A 16,022-nucleotide genomic window follows, 5' to 3' on the forward strand; every position below is an offset into this window, starting at 1 on the left:
GTTGCCCGCGAATTGGTTCTCGTATTAACTGAAGTTAACTGGAGAACCACGATGAATCTTTCTGCATATTCCTCTTTGGATCTAAATGGCAAAACCGCTGTCGTGTGCGGAGCTTCCGGTGGCATTGGCGAAGCTGCGGCCCTGCTGCTGGCAAAGCGCGGAGCTCGCATTATTGCTGTGGCCCGCACAGAAGAAAAACTGCAAAAACTGCTGTCGTCGCTGCCGGGATCGGGTCACCGTTATTTGCTGGCGGATCTGGGTGACACAGAATCCTTGAAAGCCAATGTTCTGGCGCCCCTGGCATCTGAAACTGTGCACATTCTTTTAAATAACACCGGTGGCCCCAAAGGCGGGCCGCTTCACAAGGCTTCGATTGAAGAATTTGATCAGCCCTTGCGTGCTCATCTGAAAGCCGCGCATCTGCTGGTGCAGACCGTGCTGCCTTCCATGCAGAAAAGTCACTATGGCCGTATCATCAACGTGATCTCGACATCCGTGAAAACACCAATCCCGAATCTGGGTGTTTCCAACACCGTTCGTGGCGCAATGGCGAACTGGTCAAAAACTTTGGCCGGTGAACTGGCGGGCTTTGGTGTGACCGTGAACAACGTGCTTCCGGGATACATCCGCACGGACCGATTCAAAGGTCTGGTGGATGCTTCGGCGAAAAGTACAAATTCAAATGTGGATGAAGTGGAAGAGGCGTGGAAGAAAACAATCCCGGCAGGACGAATCGGGGAGCCTCAGGAAATGGCCGAGGCGATTGCCTTTTTAGCCAGTCCCGCCGCCGCTTACATCACCGGAATCAATCTTCCGGTGGATGGCGGCAGAACTCCGTCCCTTTAACGGAAAGGGGATTTAGATCCCCACTCCCATGATCGCTTTCATTTCTTTCAACGTCTGACGGGTTTTTTCCTGAGCTTTCAGGGAACCCTCTTTGCAGATTTTCAGAACCGCTTGCGGATCCTGAGCGTACTGTTCACGGCGTTCACGCATGGGCGCGATGATCGTGTTCAGAACTTCAGTCAGGCGCACTTTCAAGGTGCCATCACCCAGGCCGCCGCGCTGATAGTGTTCTTTCAATGCTGCGACTTCGTCTTTTCTTGGATCGAAAACATCCAGGAAGCTGAAGACCACGTTGCCTTCGACTTTGCCCGGATCCTCGATTTTCAGATGACCTGGGTCGGTGTACATCTTCTGAACTTTCTTTTTGATCACGTCAGCCGTGTCAGAAAGATAGATGGCATTCCCCAGGGATTTGCTCATCTTCGCTTTGCCATCGATGCCTGGCAGACGACCGGCAACACCAGCCATGCCCTTCACCGGCTTGAAGAAATCAGTTTTGTAGATGTGGTTGAAACGCTGGGCGATTTCATTGGTCTGCTCGATCATCGGATTTTGATCTTCACCGGCAGGAACCAGATTCGCTTTGAAGCCCAGAATATCGGCTGCCTGGCTTACTGGGTAAGTCAGGAAACCTGCAGGCAGGGATTTTTCCAGATTCTTCTGCTGGATTTCGGTTTTCACGGTTGGATTTCTTTCCAAACGTGCGACGGTCACCAGATTCATGAAGTAAGTGGTCATCTCAAACAGTTCCGGCAATTCGGACTGAACAAAGATCGTGCTTTTCGCAGGATCAATGCCGGCCGCCAGATAATCCAACGTCACTTGTAAGATGTTATCGCGAACTTTTGTGGTGTCATTATAGTTGTCGGTCAAAGCCTGAACGTCAGCGATGATGATGTATTGATCGTGAGAATCCTGAAGATCCACGCGGTTTTTAAGAGATCCAACGTAATGACCAAGATGGAGGGGACCTGTTGGGCGGTCGCCCGTAAGAATGATTGGTTTCATATATTTTCTATAGCATTAACGGAAGTGGGTGGGAACAGCAGAAAAGAAAGAAAATAGGTCGGCCCCGAGAGTCTTAGAGGTGAAACCAAACATTTTAGTTTCCGGCGTTTGATCTACAACTGGATGGCTACCAAGGTGTCTACAAAGTAGACCAAGCTAGCCAGCAGAATCATCCAACGAATCATGGGGCCTCCGTGAGGGCAGTATGCGAAAAGGCCACCCATAAGTCGAATCGCTAATTTTGATGGAATCCATAAGTTTTTCGCACTGAGACATAAAGCGAATGCGTCCAAGCTGAAAACCAATTGGATAGTGGTTCGTTGTTTATTTTGATCCTGTGAACTTCTTGGCTTTGACCTTGCCTGGCTTGCGGGTGGGTGGCTTTAGTAGTCGGGTATGAATTCTCAAGGCGCTGGGATCTATAACAGTCAGAACGGGTGCTACTATTCGTTTCGCCCCTTTTCCATCGATCGTGATTTTGATGTGTACTACAAGTGGATGCATCAGAAGTACGTTTCGCAGTGGTGGAATCTGGCGAAAACCCGCCCTGAACTTGAAGCCCATCTGATCAGCGAACTTTCCGACAAACATCAGGATCTTTTCATCGGCTTTGTGGATGGTCGCCCGGTCAGCTATTGGGAGCGTTACTGGCTTCAGGAGGACATCCTTGGCAAGTACGTTGAAACCCTGCCATTTGATCAGGGTTTGCACTTTCTGATCGGAGAAACCGCTTATCTGGGGCGCACTTACACTCCTTCAATGATTGCCGCGTTCTTAAAACTTCAGTTTGAGGAAACCCGCACCCAGCGTGTTTTTGGCGAACCTGATATCCGCAACCGCAAGGTGCTTCGTTATGCCGAAGAGACCTGTTTTGAAATGCAGGGGATTGTGGAAATGCCCGAACGCGCTTCTGCGGTGATGGTCTGTCGTCGCGAGAGTTTCTTCGCCAAATACTCGGCCAAACCGGGGAAATTGTGGACCTCTGCAGTCCGGGAATCGGTGCCGGTTTCTGAACCTTCTTTAATGCTCTGACGCTTCTCATTCTGCGTTGCAAGGCCTACGGGTCCGGCGTACCTCATCGGTATGGTGACAAACTTTCTGATACAACTTGCGACTCTGTTTGGTGTGGGCCGTTTTCCAAAAGGACCGGGCACTGCCGGCACCCTGGCGACCATTCCAATTGTCATTCTTTTAAGCAAAATGGGCCCTTTGGTTTACATGGGGGCGGTGATTTTGCTGCTCCCAGTCGGAATTGCGGCCTGCGAGGCTTACGAGCGTTCCAAGGGTGGTCATGATCACAAAGAGATCGTAATTGATGAGGTTTTGGGTTTTCTAATCACGATGGTTTGGATGCCAATGACATGGCAAGCCATTTTAATCGGTTTTGCCCTGTTCAGATTGCTGGACATCACAAAGCCTTTATTCATAGGATATTTAGATAAGAAGATCCAAGGAGGACTTGGAGTGATGATCGATGACGTGGCCGCGGGGATAATTGCGAGCCTCATCATGCAAGTGATCTACACTCAAACCAACTGGTTGGGCTCTCAGATCGTGGTGATCAGTCAATGATGCCAAACGATCAGAAGCTTCAAGAACTCATTCGATCCCTTCGCGACCAAAAACTCACAGTGGGTTTTGCGGAAAGTTGTACTGGAGGTGCACTTTCGGCTTTTTTAACAGAGCAGCCAGGCGTGTCCGACATATTTCTAGGCTCTGTGGTTTCTTACTCTAACGAGGCGAAGGTGGATCTTCTGGGGGTTCGTCGAGACACTCTCATGCAAGAGGGTGCGGTGAGCGAGACAGTCGCTCGTCAAATGGCGCACGGAGTGCGTCGTCAGCTTAAAACTGATTGGTCTGTGGCAATCACAGGTATCGCTGGTCCGACAGGTGGAACACCGTCAAAGCCAGTGGGCACTGTATGCATTGCCATCGCTGGACCGGGTTTTGAAGATTCCCGAAAAGAACTCTTTTCAGGCGATCGCAAATCCATCCAGATGACTTCGGTGGACTACGCAGTGGCTTGGCTGAGTTCAGTTCTCGACAAGAAATAGTAAAAGGCCCCCGGCCTGATTTTTAAACATAATTTGTACTCCGACAGAGTCGGAGTGTAAAAAAGCGTCGTGGCAGTTGCCACGAGAGAGGGAAACAGATGGCAAACGCTACTGTAGACAACAAAGCGAACTCAGAAAAAATCAAAGCCCTTGAATTGGCTGTTTCGACTATCGAAAAGCAATTCGGCAAAGGCTCCATCATGCGTTTGGGCGCGAACGAATCTTTGGTTAAAGACGTTGAAGCGATCAGCACTGGTGCATTGAGCTTGGATATCGCTTTGGGTATCGGCGGTCTTCCTAAAGGTCGTATCTGTGAAATCTATGGACCAGAGTCCTCTGGTAAAACAACTCTGTGCTTGTCTGTTATCGCTCAAGCTCAGAAAAAAGGCGGCGTTGTCGCTTTCGTTGATGCCGAACACGCTTTGGATATCAACTATGCCCGTAAACTGGGTGTGAACACGGAAGATCTTTTGATCTCTCAGCCGGACACTGGTGAACAAGCTTTGGAAATCACTGAAACACTTGTTCGTTCCGGCGCGATTGACGTATTGGTTGTCGACTCCGTAGCAGCCTTGGTTCCTCGTGCAGAGATCGAAGGTGACATGGGTGATTCCCACGTTGGTTTGCAGGCTCGTTTGATGTCCCAGGCTTTGCGTAAGCTGACGGCGGCGATCAACCGTTCCAACACTCTTGTTATCTTTATTAACCAAATCCGTATGAAAATCGGTGTTATGTTCGGTAACCCTGAAACAACTACGGGCGGTAACGCTTTGAAATTCTATTCTTCTGTTCGTTTGGATGTACGCCGTGTTGGCGCGATCAAAAACGGTGAGGACGTGACTGGTAACCGTACTGCGGTGAAAGTTGTTAAGAATAAAATGGCGCCTCCGTTCACCAAAGTTGAATTCGACTTGATGTACGGCGAAGGTATCTCTGAAGAAGGCGATCTTCTGGATTTGGCAGTGACTGCGAACATGGTTGAAAAATCCGGTGCGTGGTTCTCTATCAACGGCGAGCGTATGGGCCAAGGCCGTGATGCTGCGAAAAACTTCCTGAAAGAACACCCGGAATACATGGTTGAACTTCGTAAAAAGATCCTTGCAGCAAACGGTATCGGCAAACTTTTGGTTGATACCAACGGCAACAACGGCGAAGACCACGAAGGTACAGAGCCAGTTGAAATCGAAGCAGAAGATGCTGCTCCGAAAAAAGGTAAAAAGGGCAAGCACTAGTCCGGCCCGGCCGACTGAAGCAGCTGTTTAAATCTCAAAGCCCCGTTCCGAAAGGACGGGGCTTTTGTTTTTCCCCATCCCCAAAAGGTACCTGCTTACTTTTGCAGAAGCTTCGCGTAAAATTTCTGTACTATGATCAAAATCAAACGCGTTTATGAAAAGCCCAGCAGGGATGATGGTTACCGTGTTTTGGTGGACCGGTTGTGGCCCCGGGGAATCAAAAAAGAGGATTTGAAATTCAGCGAATGGCCGAAAGAAATCTGCCCCAGCACCGAGCTTCGCAAAGAGTTCGGACACAAGCCCGAAAAGTTCGGGGAGTTTCGCACAGAATATAAAAAGGAGCTTAAGTCCACCGCGGCCCATGACAAGCTGGCTGAACTGGCCGAGCGGGCTCAAGACGGGAATGTAACTTTGCTTTATGCCGCCCGCGATGAAAAAACCAACCATGCTGTCGTTTTAAAGGAAGTTCTGGATAAGCTTTAAGCTGCTGATTTGATTTTGGTTTTTCTCGTCAGGAAGTGGGGGTAAGATTTCCTCTTTCGGGAATTGCGGTTTTCGATTATATTGGGTTCAAGGCTTCGCGAAAAAGCCTGCACCCGCAAAAGAGAATCTCATTTCGTGATACGATCTAAATCGTGTCTTCAAAAAATCAAAATTAATTCTTTTGGTTGCCATGGGCGGGGACGGCGACAAGACCAAAGGATGTTCTATGTCAGTATCACGTCTTGAATCGTACAAAATAAAAGCCAAGCTTTTGCAAAAAGCCAAACAGAAATCCGGTCAGGATTTTCAGTTAAAGGATGCTTTTGCCCTTATTGCCAAGACTGCTGGTTTTGCCTCGTGGAATGATCTGAAGGCCACGCTGGAAAACCAGGTGGACTTTTGCAAGAAGGGTCACAGCGCTTACTGGAAAGTCTGGTATGCGTCCTATGACGAAGCCCGGGCTCATCTGGATTCTGACGGGGGCTATCTGCTGCCTTATCAGAAGGACTTCTTCATCTGTGATGAAAACTTCATTCAGTGGCTGGGGCTTGAAGTAACCGACGAGGATCTGCTTAAAGTCGGTCGCGACTGGGCGAAGCCTCTGGATGCCGATGCATACTCGCGTCTGTTGAAGAAAATGAAGTAAGCTGCTTCAGCTTTCACGGCTGTTCTCAAACCGGCTTCGCCGGAGTAGTGCCGCTGCAGCTCTGCCGGCGTGGCCGACTAGACGAAGTGAGGGTTCATCACGGACTTCGTGATTTGGTGCCTCCGTTTGGATAAATTTCTAAACGGAGGTCGTTTGTGAAAAACCTGTCTTTCGTTTTTGCTGCTGTTGCTGTTCTGGGGCTTAGCTCCTGCAAATCAAAACCTGTCGTTGAAGTTCCGCGCTCGGATGCTTTGTGGAATATCATCAGCACGCAGTGCCTGCCTTTGCATAAAATCGGTGAAGAAAAAAATCCGTGCATCGAAGTGAATATCGCGCAAGGTGAGGAAAAAGGTTATGTCGTGTTCAAAGACCGTGTTGGGGACTTGCAGTATCTGCTGATGCCGACCGAAAAAATCACCGGCATGGAAAGCCCGGAAACCCGCGCAGCGGATGCAGCCAATTATTTTGACCTGGCCTGGAAGGCAAGAAGCTATATGGAAAAAAAGCGCGGCTCTGCCATCCCGGTGGAAGCGGTGTCGCTGGCGATCAATTCCCAGTTCGGGCGCAGTCAAAACCAGCTGCACATCCATGTGTCTTGCGTGAAGCCTTCGGTGCAGCAGCAGTTGCAGGAACAATCCGCGAAGCTAAAAAATGGGTGGACTTTGTTGCCGCAACCTTTGCTGGGTCATAGATACTTTGCCCGCAAGGTCAGCGAAAAAGAGTTGGAAAAAGGCAATGCCTTCCAGATGTTGGCGGACGGAGTTCCGGGTGCCAAAGATCACAGCGGTGAATTTGGTTTGGGACTGGTGGCAGTGAAAGTCAAAAAGAAGGGCCACAGTTTGATTTTGCTCACAAGTCGCTTTGAACGAGGCACAAACAATTACGGCTCGGTCGAAGAGATTCAGGATCACTCTTGCCCGCAATTGGCCCATTGATTATAGAAATTTAAGTGTTGCAGCGCTTCGGAAAAAGGTACCGGGTACCTTTTCGTCTTTTTGTCGCACCGGTTTATGTCTTTTACCCGAAAAGACCAGCTGGCCCCTTGAGTTTGTTAGTATGGGGCCATGTTGAAAGTGTTACTGACTTTAGTTCTGGCCATTTCTTTGAAGGCACGTGCCGATGATTATTCGGAGGTGCCGATGCCTCCGCCATTGCCGGAACCGCAGGAACCTCTGTACCTGAACCCGACCATTTATTATAAGCCCATCATCAAATTTGACGTGGACAAGTGTCAGCATGAAACCCGCGTTGAAATGTTGTCCCCTGATGACAAAGTGCTGACCCGTCTTTGTTCTGCCGATTTCAACAACTGTGTCATGCAAGGGGCTTGTTACGTTCACGATGAAGACGGACGTTTCCGTTCTTTCAATTACTTCGCCCGGGGTTCTGACGGTATTCCGCGCTTTAAGGAAGTCGACATGCGCAAGTGTCCTTACGGCTATGGCATGCGCAATGTCTGTCTGGATCCGTACTATACGGTGGCTGCGGACTTAAGCATCTATAAAATCGGTGACGTGATTTATGTGCCCAGGCTGGATGGGGCCGTCATGCCTAACGGTGTGACTCATGATGGGTTCTTTGTTGTGCGGGATGCGGGGGGAGCGATCAAGGGGCCGGGACGATTTGATTTCTATACCGGATTCACGAAACCTTATGCCAAGGAAAATACATTCAACCGGATGGGTTTTGCCAATATCAAAAACAGCTTTCCATTTCGCATGGCAACCCCGGAAGAGGCCGAAGCGGCAAGAGCGCGCACCGGGTATCCCGGCACGCGTAATATCATCATTATTCCACCACGAAGATAACTAGGGACCGATGTCCTCTTCCAGGTTGGCGCAGGAAATCTCGGTGTCTGTCTGCCAGCCCATCAGCTTTTTAACCTGACCGATCACGCTGATGGAAGTCAAAGTGCCGTCTTTTAAAAGACCCAGCTCCGCAGCTCCACGAGTTGTCAGGCCGCCGTTTTGGTTTTTCGCGCATTCCATTTTCAAACCTTTAGCTGTATTGGTGATCTGCACGTCGTCGCAGAAAGCTGCAATGTCACCCGTGGATTTATCGTGCAAAATGCCCACAAACGCGCGCTGACCAGCGATTTCAATGTCGTAAGTAGTGCCGTTGGTGCGGGTTTCCTGAACCACCGAGCAACCTTCCGCATTCGTATACACACGCATTTCCGTGTCCGCTTGCGCCTGAACACCCGCCATCAATAATGCAACCATCAAAACTTTTTTCATAAGAACCTCTCTTTTTTAAAAATTTCTAATTTCTAATCTCTAATTTCTATATTCCAGTGAATCCAGGCGGGACTCAAAATAGTCGATGACCATCGGAGTGCTGCCGTGGGCTTTCAAGCCCTCGATCTTGTTTGCGATATCCTGCAGGGAAAAATCCGGATTGAGCTGTTTTCCATTCAGAAACTGTTCTTCCAGGGTCTTTTCTGCTTTATCCAGCGCCAGTTGAACTTCCTGCTCAAACACACTCAAGCCTCCGCGGGTGTTCATGTAGGATTCCAGCGTCTGGCAGCGATAGGCTATTTCAGTCAGGCGGCAGTCCTGGCGTTCGATGCCCAGTTTTTTGCATTCACGGCCATCGGCAGAACGGTACTTATTGAAGATGTGTTCACTGTTTTGAACTTCGTAAGGAGCTTGCGGCATCACGCCGTTTTTGGTGAAACCGATGCCAGAACCTAATTGAGTATAACCATGCACTTCTGAAGCAAATGCCGCAGGCAACACCCGGCCATTGCGGTTCAAACGGCGAAGAGCGATGATGTCTCCGGCTTGCGCTTGGGCGCGGGAAACCCGGGTGCACAGCGGGGATTCAAGCACGTTGGCAAATTCACTGGCGACCGTGTGGTGAATACCTTTGGAAATTCCCGCCAGATAAGTGGATGAATTCCAGCAGTTCGGCCCTTCAAGAAGCGCAGAACGCCCTTCCAGCTTTTTCATTTTTCCTTTAAGCAAAGCCGCTTTCAAATCCACATAGCCGCGGGACTTGATCGGTGCCGGAGCTTTTGTGACTTGGGCCGTTTCAATAAACAGCTGACGTACTTCCGTCGCCGTCAGATACGGAAGTTCAGTCCACAGCTGCGCAATCAGATTCACCATGTAAGGTGTCGCCATGGAAGTGCCCGAATGTTCAATCAGTCCGCCGCCTAAAGAGGCCGCATTGACTTTCACTCCCGGAGCCAGAATATCAACGTTGTCCTGACCAAAATTACTGAAATCTGCCATCGTCGCGTTTTCAGGGGTGACCTCTTCAATCGTGGCCGCGTTCAAAGCGCCCACTTTCATCACGTTGGGATGTATGAAGCTTGCCGGGTACTGGCGGTTCTTGCTCAGATCCAGATCCTGACCGGCGTTGCCGGAGGCAACCACGAACAGGGTTTCGGGATTTTCTTCAATCATGGTTTTATAGGCACGAATACCGTCGCGCAGACCCAGCATGTCTTTAGTATCTGCCGGGAAGCCCAGGCTCATGTTCACCAGACGGATCTGGTGCTTTTTAATGAACGCCGACATTTTTTTGATATATTCAGCGCGCGTGTAGTCTCCGGCAAAACCAACCAAGCCCACATTGTTCAGGCCTTTGGTTGCAATGTGCGCCACGTGAGTTCCGTGAGAAAGGGGACGGTGGTCCTTCTGCAGTCCGCTGGTGGATTCCGTTGGCAGGCCGATATCACGAACCTGATCCCATCCAAAGTTATCATCCACCCAGCCGTTGCCATCGTTGTCAATGCCATCGACAGGTTCAGCGGGGTTGTTCCACCATTTTGTAACCAGTTCGTTGTGATTATAGTCAAAACCGGAATCGATGATGGCGATGACGAACTTGTCCGGATTTTCACGCTGGGACTTTAGCACCTTGATTTCAGCTGGCGATTTGCCGGCTTCTTTCAGGGATTTTTCAATATCATATTTTTCATACAGGCTGAATTCAGCCACAGTTTTTCCGGCCGGGTCTTTTTCGATAAAGGCATAGGGTTTTTCGTCGGTGCCTTTGTAGTAAAGGTAAACCGAGCTGGTGATGTTTTCGTTTTTATCCAGATAGTCTTTTTGAACTTCGCGGAAAGGTTCTGTCTGTTCGTTCCAGCCCACGTATTCCAGAGTGAAAGGGGCTTCTTTGGTGAAGTGCCATTTGCGAATCAGGCGGGAACTTTCAATTTCGGAATTGTTCGCGTCAAGGCCGGTCCATTCTTCGCGGGCTTGAACCAGTCCATAACTTTCTTTTTCAACCGACAGATCGGTGACGATCACGCGGCCTGCTGCCGGATAAGTAAAGCGTGTCCAGGCAGTGAAGACGCCATCAATGTTGAAATAACGGCGTTCAACCAGGCGGGTGTCCTGATAGTACGACTCGCGGGAAACTACCCCGTTGCCGAACTTTTCTTTTTCCACTTTGAGGGCGGCAAAAGCAGTCGATTGTCCCAGTATGAGACAAAACAGCAAAGCTTTCAGCAGCGGGCGGAAAATCGTCATGGATCCCTTCCTTGTATATGAGGAAGAGATAGCAACGAGGGTGCCAGAAGGTGGCGGTGAAAGTGGGGGATCTGGCTGCTGTGGCTGTGTTTAAGCCACAGACAGTCCGGTGACGTTTATTTGTATGTTCCGCGACGATCTAAGCCAGGGCTTTTTTGACGTCGTCCGCGATGTCTTTGGGCTCGTCCTTCGGAGCAAAACGTTTCAGCACTGCTCCGTCTTTTCCAATCAGGAATTTTGTGAAATTCCATTTGATCATTTCAGTTCCCAGCAGACCCGGAGCTTCCTCTTTCATCCACTGATACAGAGGATCCGCATTGCCGCCGTTCACATCGACTTTGCCCATCACCGGGAAGGACACACCATAGTTCAGTTCACAGAACTGCTGGATCTCTTCATTGGAGCCCGGCTCTTGTGCGCCGAACTGGTTGCAGGGGAAACCCAGAATGACCAGACCGTTGTCTTTGTTCTGCAGATACAGTTCTTCAAGGCCCTTGTACTGAGGAGTGTAACCACACTTGCTGGCTACGTTGACCACCAACACCACTTTGTCGCGGTATTGATCCAGGGACACGGGCTGGCCATTGGCGGCTTTGACGGTGAAATCATAAAGATGCTTTTTCATTGGGACCTCCTCAGAGGGCTTGCGTGTGTAAAAATGCTGATCTCATTCTGAGACAGAAGAGGCCCTCTAATCAAGATTATGATTTGTTAAATTAATTTGAGAACAGGGAACATTAAAACATGAGAATATATTGTGAGGTACTGTAGGAACAGTATGGAAGGACCGAAGAGAAAACCATGGGGAACTGGTACTTTGGGTTTATATCCCTTTTATTTTCGGCATTTATGTTGAGCGCGCCGGCGACTGCCGACACTTTTTTAGGTTGCGCTGAATGGTGTGCCTCCAGATATCTTCCAAAATCCGGTCAGGCTGATCAATCCCAAATGAAAAGATATGACATGTGCGTGGTGCAGACCCAGAATGAAGGGCGCTGCGGTGGCGCACCGTCTCGTCCGACGGTGACCAGTCGACCAACCCCGCGTCAGCAGGAGCCTGCTCAGTCCAACTACAATCCTGATCCTGGAACAGTTCCTTGTGGCGGTCGTTGTCCTGTCAGCGAATGCGTGGATGTGAATGGCAGCGGACGTGATTATCAGTGCCGTATCGACATCATAAATGGAGCGGCTCAGCCCACTGTGAATGACTGCACGACACAATATACCGAACTGCTGAACGAATGTTCCAGCGCGGTTCAGGAAACTTCGCACACTTGTGATGAAAAGAATGACTCGGGTATGTCGGGTATCGCCAACACGGCTTCACAGCTGGGTTTGATGCTGGGACAGCAGACATCGGGCAGTATTCAGTCAGCCTGTTCGCAGATGGCCAGTTTTTCAGCTGCCGCCAACGCTGCCGTGGCGGCCTATCGTATGAATTGCAACAGCTCTTTGGGCACTTGTCGCTCGACTTGCGGCAGGCTTGTTGAGTTCGTACAGAACAATCCGACCTGTACTGTTCAAGGATTCCAGGGAACAGCAGGCACCAATGCGATGCTGCTGCAAAATGCTGAATCCAAAGCGGAACGCTGCGATCAGTTTGAAAACAAGGTTCAAGAGGCTTCTCAAGCCATCAACAATGTGGCGGGCACCATGCGAAATGCAGCCAGTTGTGCCGCGGCGACTTCAGGGACAGGGGCGCCAGTTCCTGAAATCTGCAAAACCAATCCGAATCTTCCAGGATGTGTTGCCACCGGTCCGGTGGATTGTACCAAGCCTGAGCTTGCGGGTACCAAAATTTGTGTGTGTTCCAAGAATCCGACCGATCCGATCTGTATGTCTGAAAACAGCAGCGGTGGATCCACATTCCTAAGCAGCACTAATCCGGGGGCTCGTTTGAACAGCACGGGTGTGGAAATGGCAGGTGGCGATTTGCCGTCACTGCCGGGCATTGAGCATGGTAAACGGGGCACGGGTGGTGCTGGCGAAGCTGTCGATGGAAAAATGGGCGGCGGGGCTGGCATTTCCAGTTCAGGTGGCGGAGGCGGCGGTGCCGCGGGTGCTGGTGCCGGTGAAGGTGCTGCTGAAGGTGAAGACGGTGGTCACGCTGTGAATGCCGGCTTCTATGGTGGTGGCGGATCCTTCGGAGGATCTGGTTACGGAGGCGGCGGTGGTGAAGGCCGCGGCGGCCAAGGTCAGCCAGGTCGTGGCGGTGTTGCTGGTAAAAACGGTTCACCGGATTTGCGTCAGTTCCTGCCGGGTGGAAAATATGATCCGAAAGCCCGCGGTGTTGCGGGGACCGGAGGACCTGATGGTATTACGGGTCCCCATTCAAATATCTGGAAGAAAATTCAGAATCGTTATCAGGTTCTGACGCCGACGTTAATTCCATAATCTCACTCTGAGATTCATTATACTTTAGTAAAGTTCCCCTCTGAAATGCCGAACAGTTTGATATGGGAATGAGATCGTTTTTATCAGTGACTATGTTGTTCGCGCTTTTGATGATTCTCACTCCCGTGGATGCAGAGGCTCGTCGTTGTCGGGCTCAGTGTGCTGAAGGTTTCACCTGCTTTATGCCGGATCCAACGGATGCCAGTGGTCGTAACGACATGTGTGTGGCAGCCAATCAAGTTAACAATACCGATTGTATCTCTCAATACAACCAGCTGGTTGAGCAGTGCCGTGCCCAGGTCACCGACACTTCCTATACATGTGATGAAAAAAACGATTCCGGCATGAGTGGTGTTGCTAACACGGCTTCACAGCTTAGTTTGATGTTCGGTCAACAGACGGCAGGAAGTATCCAGGCAGCATGTTCCAAGATGGCCTCTTTCAGTTCAGCGGCGAATGCGGCCGTGGCGGCGTATCGTTTGACCTGTCAGTCTTCGATAACCAGTTGTCATTCGGCCTGTGATCAGGTTGTTGAATTTGCTGGCAACAATGCGGCCTGTTTGGATGCGGCTGGCGGTGTAGGATCGGCGGCTCAGATGAGATCATCTGCTGAAAGCTCCGCTCAGCGTTGCAGTGACTTTGATGCGAAAGTGGCTGAAGCCAATCAGGCGATCAATAACTTTGCAGGCACAATGCAAAATGCCGCTCAGTGTGCTTCGTTGACGGCGGGTGATTCAGCAGCGATGGAAGAACTTTGTAAAACGAATCCAACGTTGCCAGGTTGTGCCGCGGTGGCTGCCGCGGATTGTACGAATCCAGCAAATGCCGGCAGCAAAATCTGTGTCTGTTCCAAGAATCCGACAGATCCGGTTTGTATGAGTGAAAACAGCGCTGCAGGTTCCACCTTTATCAGCAGCACAAATCCGGGTTCACGTCTGTCGACATCCGGTGCAAGTTTGTCCGGTGGCGATTTGCCAGATCTTCCTTCCATTCTTCCAGGCAAACCAGGTTCTGGTGGTGCTGGTGAAGCGGTGGATGGCAAACAGGGCGGTGGCGCGGGCATTTCCAGTTCTGGTGGTGGCGGCGGCGGTGGATCCGGTGGTGGCGCCGGAGGCGAAGAAGGTCTTGAAGACGGCCTGCAAGTGAATGCCGGCTTCTATGGCGGTGGCGGATCCTTCGGTGGTTCCGGTATGGGCGGTGGAGGAGGCGAGCGCGGTGTCGCCGGCATGGCAGGTCAGGCTGGAGCGGGCAAAGGCAAAGGGGCTCCGGATCTGCGTCAGTTCCTGCCTGGTGGAAAGTTTGATCCGAAAACCCGCGGTCTGGCGGGCAATGCCGGGCCAGATGGAATTACGGGGCCTCATTCAAATATCTGGCAGAAAATTCAAAATAGATATCAGGTTTTAAGCCCAACGCTGATGCCATAGTCTCATTCTAAGACAGTGCCCAGTACCTTGGTAAAGTTCCCATGTTGGAATGCCGATCAGACATACCATGGGAATGAGTACTTTGTTCGCGTTGAAAACGCTATTCACAATTTCGCTATTCTTAGTCGCGAACGAGGCTGTTGCGACGCCGGCCTGTAATATCCAGTGTCCGGCTGGCTCCAGTTGTTTTGTCAGTCCTGAAGGACAGCAGCAATGTACGCCCAACGACGCCTTTGTCGGTCCTCCAGAACCTACTCGCAATGCGATGGTCAGCTGCAGCTCTCAGTTGCAAGTGATCATGGAGGAGTGCCGCACGGCGATCTCTGAAACATCTTATTCCTGTGATGAAAAGAATGACTCGGGCATGAGTGGTGTAGCCAATACGGCCTCACAACTTAGTTTGATGTTCGGTCAACAGACTGCGGGCAGTATTCAAGCTGCGTGTTCCAAGATGGCGTCTTTCAGTTCGGCAGCCAATGCGGCTGTGGCGGCATATCGCATGAATTGCCAGTCTTCCATTGGCAGCTGTCATTCTGCTTGTGACAGAGCTGTTGAATTTGCCCAGCAGAATGCCGCTTGTTTGGATGCAGCGGCTGGTGGCACAGGCGTCAGTCGCCAGGCGCTGGCTTCGGCTGAAAGCTCGGCAAAACGCTGCAGTGACTTTGACTCCAAAGTTCAGGAAGCCAATCAGGCGATCAATAACTTTGCAGGCACAATGCAAAACGCCGCTCAGTGTGCGGAACAAACCGCAGGTGACAGCACGGCTTTGCCTGAGCTTTGTAAAACCAATCCCACTCTTCCGGGGTGCGCGGCGATCGCCGCTGCGGATTGTACGAATCCGGCAAACGCGGGCAGTAAAGTCTGTGTGTGTTCAAAAAATCCAACAGATCCTATTTGCATGAACGAAAACAGTGCGGCTGGTTCAACATTCATCAGCAGCACAAATCCGGGTTCGCGTTTGTCGACATCAGGTGCAGAACTTTCCGGCGGTGATCTGCCAAGTCTTCCTTCCATCCTTCCGGGCAAACCAGGTTCTGGTGGTGCTGGTGAAGCCGTGGACGGAAAACAGGGCGGCGGCGCGGGTATTTCCAGTTCGGGTGGCGGAGGCGGCGGTGGTGCTGCCGGCGGTGGCGCAGGCGAAGAAGGCCTTGAAGACGGTGTTCAGGTGAATGCCGGATTCTATGGCGGGGGCGGATCCTTTGGTGGTTCTGGTGGCAGTGGCGGCGGCGGAGACCGCGGCGCTTCGGGCATGGCAGGTATGGCTGGAGCAAAAGCTAAAGGCGGACCTGACTTAAGCAAGTTCCTTCCCGGTGGACAGTATGATCCGAAGTTGCGTGGCCTGGCTGGCAGTGGAGGCCCGGATGGAATCACCGGACCGCATTCCAATATCTGGCAGAAGATTCAAAACCGCTATCGCGTGATGAGTCCGACTCTTCTGCCGTAAATCAGCAAAT

General features: G+C 51.0%; 16 protein-coding genes. 12 read left to right on the top strand and 4 right to left on the bottom strand.

The genetic code is table 11. The features are described from left to right. Window positions 1–51 precede the first annotated feature (51 nt). Entirely contained in the window at window positions 52–846 is a 795-nt protein-coding gene (locus BDT_RS02475; protein ID WP_015089685.1) for an SDR family oxidoreductase, read from the top strand. A gap of 12 nt (window positions 847–858) precedes the next feature. Here BDT_RS02475 and trpS read toward each other — a convergent pair whose 3' ends face one another. Beyond that, a complete protein-coding gene (gene trpS / locus BDT_RS02480; RefSeq protein ID WP_041576898.1) occupies window positions 859–1,854 on the bottom strand; it encodes a tryptophan--tRNA ligase in 996 nt (331 codons plus the stop codon). A gap of 396 nt (window positions 1,855–2,250) precedes the next feature. Between trpS and BDT_RS02485 the strand changes: the two genes are divergently transcribed. From BDT_RS02485 to BDT_RS02520, 8 genes are all read left to right on the top strand, one after another. Continuing rightward, the gene (locus tag BDT_RS02485) at window positions 2,251–2,886 is read left to right on the top strand and encodes a GNAT family N-acetyltransferase (RefSeq protein WP_041576900.1); all 636 of its coding nucleotides are present in this window, start codon (window positions 2,251–2,253) and stop codon (window positions 2,884–2,886) included. 51 nt (window positions 2,887–2,937) lie between these two features. After that, window positions 2,938–3,426 carry a phosphatidylglycerophosphatase A family protein gene (locus tag BDT_RS02490; protein ID WP_015089688.1) on the top strand — a complete coding sequence of 163 codons (489 nt, stop codon included), beginning with the start codon at window positions 2,938–2,940 and terminating at the stop codon, window positions 3,424–3,426. After that, window positions 3,426–3,908 (top strand): CinA family protein, encoded by a 483-nt coding sequence (locus BDT_RS02495; protein ID WP_235046332.1) that lies wholly within the window; start codon window positions 3,426–3,428, stop codon window positions 3,906–3,908. The genes BDT_RS02490 and BDT_RS02495 overlap by 1 nt, the downstream gene beginning before the upstream one ends. A 98-nt stretch (window positions 3,909–4,006) precedes the next feature. Beyond that, the gene (gene recA / locus BDT_RS02500; RefSeq protein WP_011163092.1) at window positions 4,007–5,140 is read left to right on the top strand and encodes a recombinase RecA; all 1,134 of its coding nucleotides are present in this window, start codon (window positions 4,007–4,009) and stop codon (window positions 5,138–5,140) included. 132 nt (window positions 5,141–5,272) lie between these two features. Continuing rightward, on the top strand, window positions 5,273–5,623 hold the full coding sequence (locus BDT_RS02505; protein ID WP_015089690.1) for a DUF488 domain-containing protein: 351 nt from the start codon (window positions 5,273–5,275) through the stop codon (window positions 5,621–5,623). Window positions 5,624–5,849: 226 nt separating this feature from the next. Next, on the top strand, window positions 5,850–6,269 hold the full coding sequence (locus BDT_RS02510) for a glyoxalase superfamily protein (RefSeq protein WP_041576902.1): 420 nt from the start codon (window positions 5,850–5,852) through the stop codon (window positions 6,267–6,269). A gap of 155 nt (window positions 6,270–6,424) precedes the next feature. Next, window positions 6,425–7,204, top strand: a complete 780-nt coding sequence (locus BDT_RS02515) for a CDP-diacylglycerol diphosphatase (RefSeq protein ID WP_015089692.1) — start codon at window positions 6,425–6,427, stop codon at window positions 7,202–7,204. 129 nt (window positions 7,205–7,333) lie between these two features. Further along, window positions 7,334–8,077: a 3D domain-containing protein gene (locus tag BDT_RS02520; RefSeq protein ID WP_015089693.1), complete on the top strand. Its 744-nt coding sequence runs from the start codon at window positions 7,334–7,336 to the stop codon at window positions 8,075–8,077. Here BDT_RS02520 and BDT_RS02525 read toward each other — a convergent pair whose 3' ends face one another. From BDT_RS02525 to BDT_RS02535, 3 genes are all read right to left on the bottom strand, one after another. Further along, on the bottom strand, window positions 8,078–8,506 hold the full coding sequence (locus BDT_RS02525; RefSeq protein WP_015089694.1) for a hypothetical protein: 429 nt from the start codon (window positions 8,504–8,506) through the stop codon (window positions 8,078–8,080). It lies immediately after the preceding gene. Window positions 8,507–8,545: 39 nt separating this feature from the next. Next, window positions 8,546–10,750, bottom strand: coding sequence for a S8 family serine peptidase (locus tag BDT_RS02530; protein WP_015089695.1), 2,205 nt, complete (start codon window positions 10,748–10,750; stop codon window positions 8,546–8,548). A 139-nt stretch (window positions 10,751–10,889) separates the two neighbouring features. Continuing rightward, window positions 10,890–11,375, bottom strand: coding sequence for a glutathione peroxidase (locus tag BDT_RS02535; protein WP_015089696.1), 486 nt, complete (start codon window positions 11,373–11,375; stop codon window positions 10,890–10,892). 323 nt (window positions 11,376–11,698) lie between these two features. On the opposite strand from BDT_RS02535, the gene BDT_RS02540 reads away from it, so the two are divergent. From BDT_RS02540 to BDT_RS02550, 3 genes are all read left to right on the top strand, one after another. Beyond that, window positions 11,699–13,144, top strand: coding sequence for a hypothetical protein (locus BDT_RS02540; protein ID WP_235046233.1), 1,446 nt, complete (start codon window positions 11,699–11,701; stop codon window positions 13,142–13,144). Window positions 13,145–13,212: 68 nt separating this feature from the next. Further along, window positions 13,213–14,568 carry a hypothetical protein gene (locus BDT_RS19445; protein ID WP_158320219.1) on the top strand — a complete coding sequence of 452 codons (1,356 nt, stop codon included), beginning with the start codon at window positions 13,213–13,215 and terminating at the stop codon, window positions 14,566–14,568. Window positions 14,569–14,641: 73 nt separating this feature from the next. After that, on the top strand, window positions 14,642–16,012 hold the full coding sequence (locus tag BDT_RS02550; RefSeq protein WP_235046347.1) for a hypothetical protein: 1,371 nt from the start codon (window positions 14,642–14,644) through the stop codon (window positions 16,010–16,012). The last annotated feature ends 10 nt before the right edge of the window (window positions 16,013–16,022 follow it).

The sequence above is a fragment of the Bdellovibrio bacteriovorus str. Tiberius genome, from assembly GCF_000317895.1.
Lineage (GTDB): Bacteria > Bdellovibrionota > Bdellovibrionia > Bdellovibrionales > Bdellovibrionaceae > Bdellovibrio > Bdellovibrio bacteriovorus_F.